Annotated in this window: 9 protein-coding genes; 3 read left to right on the forward strand and 6 right to left on the reverse strand. The window is 63.3% G+C overall.

Annotation, left to right across the window (positions count from 1 at the left end):
• Positions 1-51 precede the first annotated feature (51 nt).
• Both ABIC78_RS21255 and ABIC78_RS21260 read right to left on the reverse strand, forming a co-directional pair.
• Complete coding sequence (locus ABIC78_RS21255) at positions 52-345, reverse strand: single-stranded DNA-binding protein (protein WP_354491918.1); 294 nt, start codon at positions 343-345, stop codon at positions 52-54.
• A gap of 396 nt (positions 346-741) precedes the next feature.
• Entirely contained in the window at positions 742-1,341 is a 600-nt protein-coding gene (locus tag ABIC78_RS21260; protein WP_054132309.1) for an SOS response-associated peptidase, read from the reverse strand.
• A gap of 83 nt (positions 1,342-1,424) precedes the next feature.
• Between ABIC78_RS21260 and ABIC78_RS21265 the strand changes: the two genes are divergently transcribed.
• Positions 1,425-1,610: a DUF6771 family protein gene (locus ABIC78_RS21265; RefSeq protein ID WP_054132310.1), complete on the forward strand. Its 186-nt coding sequence runs from the start codon at positions 1,425-1,427 to the stop codon at positions 1,608-1,610.
• A gap of 6 nt (positions 1,611-1,616) precedes the next feature.
• A complete protein-coding gene (locus tag ABIC78_RS21270) occupies positions 1,617-1,943 on the forward strand; it encodes a hypothetical protein (RefSeq protein ID WP_354491920.1) in 327 nt (108 codons plus the stop codon).
• A 635-nt stretch (positions 1,944-2,578) separates the two neighbouring features.
• On the opposite strand, the gene ABIC78_RS21275 is transcribed toward ABIC78_RS21270, so the two are convergent.
• From ABIC78_RS21275 to ABIC78_RS21285, 3 genes are read right to left on the reverse strand one after another with little or no spacing between them, the layout of a single operon-like run.
• Positions 2,579-3,508, reverse strand: a complete 930-nt coding sequence (locus ABIC78_RS21275; protein WP_354491922.1) for a HEPN domain-containing protein — start codon at positions 3,506-3,508, stop codon at positions 2,579-2,581.
• Positions 3,509-3,568: 60 nt separating this feature from the next.
• Complete coding sequence (locus ABIC78_RS21280; protein WP_354491924.1) at positions 3,569-3,844, reverse strand: sigma-70 region 4 domain-containing protein; 276 nt, start codon at positions 3,842-3,844, stop codon at positions 3,569-3,571.
• The gene (locus tag ABIC78_RS21285) at positions 3,841-4,737 is read right to left on the reverse strand and encodes an ArdC family protein (protein ID WP_354491926.1); all 897 of its coding nucleotides are present in this window, start codon (positions 4,735-4,737) and stop codon (positions 3,841-3,843) included. Before ABIC78_RS21285 ends, ABIC78_RS21280 begins: the two co-directional genes overlap by 4 nt.
• Before the next feature lie 1,059 nt (positions 4,738-5,796).
• Between ABIC78_RS21285 and ABIC78_RS21290 the strand changes: the two genes are divergently transcribed.
• On the forward strand, positions 5,797-6,099 hold the full coding sequence (locus tag ABIC78_RS21290; RefSeq protein ID WP_354491928.1) for a hypothetical protein: 303 nt from the start codon (positions 5,797-5,799) through the stop codon (positions 6,097-6,099).
• A gap of 593 nt (positions 6,100-6,692) precedes the next feature.
• On the opposite strand, the gene ABIC78_RS21300 is transcribed toward ABIC78_RS21290, so the two are convergent.
• The coding region (locus ABIC78_RS21300) for an integrase core domain-containing protein (protein WP_354491929.1) at positions 6,693-6,880 on the reverse strand (188 nt) is incomplete at its 5' end.

The raw sequence follows: 6,880 nt of genomic DNA on the forward strand, positions 1-6,880 counted from the left end.
TCGGGACCGGCTACGGGCTACGCCCTGCGCCGGTCCCGACACACCGGATTCTCATCTTGATTGTCGCGCTTTCTCATCCAGATCGTCGCGCGACATCTCGCCCCGGACGATCAGCTTGTCGCCCTTTTTCTTATGGTTGGCGACCGTGTTGCCAAGGGTGCGGAACGCCTTGACCGTGTGAAACTGGTCGTAGGTTTCAGGATAGCCGTCCTCGCCTTTGCGTACTTGGCCATCTTTGACCACCGGCCGCGAGGTTACGAGGGAAAAGCTGACGCCGCCTTTGCTGTCGGCATTGAAGCGGGCGATGTCCGAGGTAATGCGGCCAGAGAGAAAAACCGAGTTCATGGGGATTTACTCCAGTTCCTGCCGGCGGGCCGATCCCGCCGGGATGCGCCAAGACAAAGCCTGCGAACAAAAAGCCCATGCACCGCGCAGCGCAGCGCAAGGGAAACACCCCTTCCGTCCCGGAGGTGCGGGCACCGGCCGCATGCCGGTAACACGGCGGGCTGAAGGGGTATTGCAGGGGCTTTGCGCAGGCTCGGGACGGCATCCCGACGAGCGGGGCGCCCGCCAGCGAACCCGGTAAATCCGAACGATGCGTCGGCGCGCCACAGCCTTACCGCAGTGCCCTCGCCCGACATCGGGCATAACAAGCTTTCGCGGACTATGGTTCGCCCGCCCAGGGAATGCACGCGGGCAGCCCCCCTGCGCGACCGCCGATCGGGATGCGAGACTGCGCTGCTAACCGCCAGCCCAGCGATCTGCAGTGCGCTCGATCGACAGCACACCGGGCCAGGTACGGCACAACGCAAAGGCCGTTTCGGGGGCAGCATCCAGCCACGTGTTCCACTGCTCGGAGCGCAGCACCACCGGCATCCGATCGTGCACCTCGGCCATTGAGGCGCTGCTTTCGACCATGACCATGGCGTAGGTCTGGCCCCATTCCGGCGTTTGCCGCCAGAGCCCACCGATCGCGAAGACCTCGCCGCCCGGCATGCCGTACCAGGTGCGCGTCATGCGACCCGGCTCGCCTTCGGGTTCGGCCCACTGGCTCACCGGGATCAGGCAGCGCCGCCGGGCGAAGCTGTCGCGCCAGAAGGGGGTGTGCAGCTTGTCATCGCGGGCATTGGTGACAGGCTTGGGCTTGAGCGGCTGGCCCTGCTTCCCCTTGAGCACCACGGGAAAGCCCCAATTCATCGCGCCTGCGCGTCCGTGCGCGACGACGAGGCCGGGATAGCCCGGATAGACTTCCTCGGCATGGTTCACGCCCGGCACCGCCTCGGCTGCGAAGATCTGGGCAACTTCAGCCTGATTGGCGCGCAGGCGGTAAAGATTGCACATCACCCAGATGTCTCCCGCCCGCCACGCAGAGTCAAATCTCGGTTCGGGTTGCACATATGTTCCTATTATGTTCCAATGCCGCCATGGAACGAATCGATCTCGACATCATGGCGGACGCGATCCTTGAGGCCCCAGGCTGGGTACGCATCGGCATTACCGCCCCTTCCCCCTCCTTGCGCGAGGACGCCGCGCGCGTGCTCGCTGGCGCCATCGCTGAACGCCTGCAGGCCGCCTCACCCAAAGCCGAGCAACTCGGCCTGAAACTGTGACACGCCATGCCGCGCTGGAACGCGGCGGGCCTGATGGAGCCCACCTCGCTCACCGATGCGGCCGCCCTGCGCCTGGTGGTGCGCCCGGTCTGTCGCTGCGGGCATTCCATGACCTTCGATCCTCATGGCCTGTGGTGGCATTTCCACAAGCGCGGCTGGGACGATCGCTTGTCTAAAGTGCGCAACCGTTTCTGGTGCATCTGCTGCTGGTCGCAATGGCATCGCAAAGTGCGGCCGGTCCGCATAGAAACGATCAACACCCGTGGTGCCGCAATCCTTTTGCCGATGCCGCCCGAGCACGAATGGAAACGCCAGTCCCGCGCGTTGCGCTAAGCTGCATGGGCACAGTCGAACCAGCGGCTGCGCGCGAAATCGGGCGGGGCAGCTGATCTCGGATAATCTCCGTTTGCGCATTCTCGTCGGTTTATAATGCCGTCTTGCTGCTGCGGTCGACGCAAAGCCACTGCGACAGCAGACTGTTATGTTAGCGTGGCTGGCGACGACCCAGACCCGTGCCTCGTACCATCAGGCCTGCCAGCGCAGCCTGGGAACTGCGCACTCTCCCCGCAATAAAGGCGCCAAGTATCGCATCCGGCCTGGTTATTTGCGTCTGATTGGCAAGGGCCTGGCCAAATTATGGTTTCAAGATCTCGGACGCGGCGGCGCTCGCCAAGTGGCCAAGAGGGTTGAAGGGAACCCAACGCGATAGGTGTCAGGCGAAAGCGCGAGGACAACCTGATGAGGATCGGCGTGCATGGGGCTGTCGGAAAGCGACGTCACAGTCGTGGTCAGGCCTAGGATGGTCACCAGGCTGGGCCAGAGCTGTACGCGCCAAGATGAGCGGCAAACTCCCGTATCTGCAAGACCTCTGTCTCCGTTAGGAACCCACGACATGTGTCACAATCGGCTGCCACATCTATTGCCAGACGCCACTGTCAGGTGCCTTCCCGGGACAAGGGTCTGGGCTACTAGCCAGCCTGCCGCGCCGTCACCTCCAACTGGGCAATACGCTCGGAACAGATGGCGTGGACGACACGGCCCAACTCCTCGACCTGCTCGCCCAACCAGGCCAGTTCCTCTTCGGTGATCCGGTAGTGCTTGGAATAGCGCGCCTTGACGTAAGCTTCCTTGAGCTTTTCGAACATGGCTCGGTGCTTGCGGCTGTCGCTGGGCCAGACATAGATGAGACGGACATCGAGCCGCTCGGCCTGGGTACGCAAGAACGCCAGATTGTGAACATGTGGAGTATAAAAAGTGACTGAAAGGAGAACCGCGTGGTACAGCCTCTCTGTTGCCTGATGCAACATGAAGGCCGCGTCCTTGTACCAGCCTCGCTTTAAATCGTCATTGAAATTGATGTGCGCACGCATCGCACTTGGGTACCACTCCTCAAAATACTCCTTCGCCATGGCCAACGCCGCATGCGGCGTCTTGGGCTTGGGCTGGTGCAGTTCGGTATCATCGCTCTGGTAGAGCGCGATGCCATCGCGGGCCACGTCCATGAAGAAGTAGCGGCCATGCGCCAGCCCGTCGTTTACCTCCTGCAGGGTGTGGACGATGAAATTGACCGGGGTCTTGATCGTGCCGGCGATGCCGTACTCGCGCATCAGCCGGTCATCGACCTTGGCCCAGTACTTGACCCGGTCGGTCAGGCGCTTGTCGTTGACGATGATCAGCAGGTCATAGTCCGACTGGTAGCCCTTGGCGGTATGCGGCTCGTCGACCCAGCCGCCGCGCGCATAGCTGCCGTAGAGAATGACTTTGAGAATGCGGCCCTTCTTCTTCCACTCATGCGAAGCCAGGGCCAGGGCATCCTCGAATTCCTCGAAGACGATCTGCACCACGCGCTCCAGCTCGCGCTGCTTGTTGGCGGGAAGATGGTCGAGATCGCTGCGCATGACATGGCTACCCTGTCGCGATGGCCGCCCGATGGCAAGTCATCGGGCGGCCTGAATTTTTCACCACGGCCACCAGCGCTGCCACCAGTGCCCATAGACCGCGCGGGTCAGCGTGGAGATGGCCTTGGCCAGCTCGGCCTGCACCGCCTCGACGCTGATGCCATGACGCTGGGCCATCTCGGCATAGCTGGCGCCCTCGAAGCGCACCGCCCTGAAGATCGCCCGCTGCCGCTTGGTCATGCGGCGCAGGCCACGCTGCCCCCGGCGCCAGAACGTGCACGGTGATATGGTCGGCAGCACCGGCTTGCCCCATTCGGGCGGGAGAGGCGGGCTCATGACCGGTCCTCCCCACAGGCCAGCAGGAAGTCGGCCGCCTTGCTCGCCGCACTGGCGGCGCGGAAAATCGCCTTCTCGTCGGCGCACAGCACTTCCAGCCATGCGCCGATGTAGTCGGCGTGCCGCACCGTCGGAACAATGCCCAGCGCCGCACAGGCAAAGGCACTGGCCATTTCCGCGACAAGTTCCTCTTTCGCGTAGGACGCAGAGCCAAACTCGCCGGTCTGATCACGATCCAGCCGGCTCTTGTGGCCCGTGGCATGGCCCAGTTCGTGTAGGGCCGTGCGGAACCAGTTGATCGGCTCGAGGAAAGCAGCCTGGGGCGGCACCTGCACCACGTCATGGGTGGGGGAATAGAACGCTTCCCCGCCGCCGATACGGAAGGTCACCCCGCTGGCCTGGATCACGCGATCGGCCCCGGCAATCGCCAGCTCGGGCGCAATTGGCATCACCGGGGCAATCATGTCTTCGGGCAGGTCCTCGCACTGGTCGAGGTTGAACACGGTAAAGCGCCTGAGAAAGGCCACCGTGCGCGCTTCGCGGTCTTCGTCCCTGGCCTTGGCGGCTTCTTCGCGCGGGGTGAAGCGATCGGCATAGCAGACCACCGTGCCCTTCTCGCCGCGCCGGACATGGCCACCGGCTGCTTCGACCTGGCGATAGGTCAACCAGCGCTGCGAGGAAAAGCCCTGCTCGATGGCAGAGGTCCAGAGAATGAGAATGTTTATGCCCGAATAGGGCCTACCCGAACCAGCACTGTGCGGCAGCGTGCAGGGACAGCGGCTGGCGTCCCACGGCTGCACCCAGGGCAGGCGCCCGGCTTCGAGTTCGGCAATGATGCGGGAGGTCACCTCGGCATAGAGGGACTGGCGTTCGCTCGTGTTCACGGTGCTCATGGTCTTCAAGCTCCTTAAACCGCCATGGCCCGGCGCCGGGGTGGCGGGGGGCGGCAGGAGCGGACCAAGAGCCCCGCATCAGGCGGCGGGGTGCACCGCAGGGCGCAACGCAGTGGAGCACCCGGAGCCGCGCAGCGGGCCGGGTTGCACCCCGTCGCGGCGGGGCTACAGGGCCGTGACGCCCCCCGTCACCCTGGAGCCGAGGCAAACGCCGCCGCGCACCCAAAGCGCGGCGACAACCGGAGGGCAGCCACAGGCGGACCGACAGGCGCGGCCAGCAAAGGCCGGGCCAAGTGTCAGCGATCGTGCCGGCACTGCCGACGAGACGGCACAGCCGGCTCGGCTGAAGCACAGCGGAAGGAGAGCGCGGTCAGGCCAAGCCGGCCTGAGACGCCCGAGCTTGATCACTCCAACATCGTGACCTCACCCAGAGAGGCCCAGGACAACCCTGGCACCCTGACGGCACCCAGCAACCATTGGCCCCGCACCGAGCGTGCTCAAAGCAGGTCAGGAGACTGCAAGCCCCGCTCCGAAGGAACAGACCACCGACAAACCGATAGAACACGGCACGGTTACGAAACAACGCGGCAGCCGTCCCACAGCTGGCTGGACCGTAGCGAAGACACTGACCAGGCCTGATCAGACAAGCGGCACCGAGACACCGCCCACGCCGCCTGAGCTAGACGGCGCCGACCGGTACGCGGCCACAAATGACAAAGCGCTGCGGCGCGAAGGCACCACCAGGAGCGTGAGATTCCCGCGCGATGCCAGCCAGACAAAGCCCTGGAACTATACATCGGGAAGAAGAAGCCCACCCCTGCTCACCAGAAGCGAAGGACCAAACGCTAACCCACTCGACGCCCAGCAAGCCTATAGAGGTGAGCTCATCCCACCCCACACTGGACCAGACGGCGAAGGGTTACTCCTCGCCGCAGTACGCGTCTGCCAGGCACTGGCAAATCGTCGAAGAGGACGCGCCGCGACGCCGCCACCCCTGCCCCGACAAGTATCCCGGCACTATCCGCTGGCCAATCTTTCGCATCTGCAGCATAAGGGGGTATGAGCTTTGTCGCCCGGTATCATCACGTTATCGACCAAATCGTCGCGACCTGCCCAGCGCCGGACAAGTTCGCGCACACTTATGCCGGGATGGCGATCTGGACGATCACGCTGGCGCTGACCAGGAAGCGGATGGGACATCTCCTGCCCCTGCTCATGGTCATCCTATTGGAAAGTGGCAACGAAGTGCTCGATGCGCTTTACGCGGGCCGGGTCGACATTCCCGACACGCTTGGCGATTTCGTGGCCACCTGCTTCTGGCCTGCCATCCTGTTTGCGCTAGGGCGCGCGCAAAAACGATGATCTGAAAGCCTTATTTAGCCAGCGCAGGATCGGTGATCCAAGGGAATGTTGAGTAGCACCGAGAATTGTATGCCTGTCTCGCTGGAGAGGTTGCCTCGTCTTCGCTGGTGATCCGAGGATTGCACGGGTGGGCCGAGCCGATCCTCACACCGGAGGACGAACCGTAGAACATGTCACAGAACTTTTTATCGGCATCGATGTTGCAAAAGCGCGCAATGCTGCGCATTTCGACCATACCGGCCAGCCATTCCAATCTGATCCAGGCCACCATGTTGTCAATCGGCGTCCAACGGGGGCTGACTCACCTTCTATGCAATCCGAGTCATGCGGACGCATAAGTCTGGCCTTGAGCAGGGCGATTTTTGCGCGCCCGTACATCTGGCGCTTGATGACCTTCAGGCGGTTGATGCCTTCGATCTGACCGCTGGACCACGGCGTCGAGATCGCGGCGGCCACCGCCTCCTTGTCGGCCTCGACGCCTGCGGCGAACGTGACGTGACCCCCAGCTTTCCACCAGCTGGGATTAGAGCCGGGCCGTTTTTGATCCGACACCGTTCTCTGGACCACCCGGGGCTAGAGTTTCCCAGCCATGGTCACGGTGACGGGCTGGGTACGTCACCGGGATTCATCAGCGTGATCGGGGGCTTGTTGCCGATGGCGCCATGCGGCCGATCCTCGTTGTAGTGTCTGCGCCACTCCTCCAACTTTTCGCGGGCGTCTGCAAGCGTCAGGAACCAGTGGGTGTTCAAACACTCCGCCCGGAAGCGTCCATTGAAAGCCT

This window comes from Novosphingobium sp. 1529, assembly GCF_040544855.1.
In the GTDB taxonomy this organism is placed as follows: Bacteria; Pseudomonadota; Alphaproteobacteria; order Sphingomonadales; family Sphingomonadaceae; genus Novosphingobium; species Novosphingobium capsulatum.

Excerpts from the sequence above, each read along its gene's own strand:
- ABIC78_RS21275 (WP_354491922.1), bottom strand. The coding sequence starts at position 3,508 with ATGCGCAGCGATCTCGACCATCTTCCCGCCAACAAGCAGCGCGAGCTG.
- ABIC78_RS21285 (WP_354491926.1), bottom strand. The coding sequence starts at position 4,737 with ATGAGCACCGTGAACACGAGCGAACGCCAGTCCCTCTATGCCGAGGTG.
- ABIC78_RS21265 (WP_054132310.1), top strand. The coding sequence starts at position 1,425 with ATGGAACGAATCGATCTCGACATCATGGCGGACGCGATCCTTGAGGCC.
- ABIC78_RS21280 (WP_354491924.1), bottom strand. The coding sequence starts at position 3,844 with ATGAGCCCGCCTCTCCCGCCCGAATGGGGCAAGCCGGTGCTGCCGACC.
- ABIC78_RS21255 (WP_354491918.1), bottom strand. The coding sequence starts at position 345 with ATGAACTCGGTTTTTCTCTCTGGCCGCATTACCTCGGACATCGCCCGC.
- ABIC78_RS21260 (WP_054132309.1), bottom strand. The coding sequence starts at position 1,341 with ATGTGCAATCTTTACCGCCTGCGCGCCAATCAGGCTGAAGTTGCCCAG.
- ABIC78_RS21290 (WP_354491928.1), top strand. The coding sequence starts at position 5,797 with ATGAGCTTTGTCGCCCGGTATCATCACGTTATCGACCAAATCGTCGCG.
- ABIC78_RS21270 (WP_354491920.1), top strand. The coding sequence starts at position 1,617 with ATGCCGCGCTGGAACGCGGCGGGCCTGATGGAGCCCACCTCGCTCACC.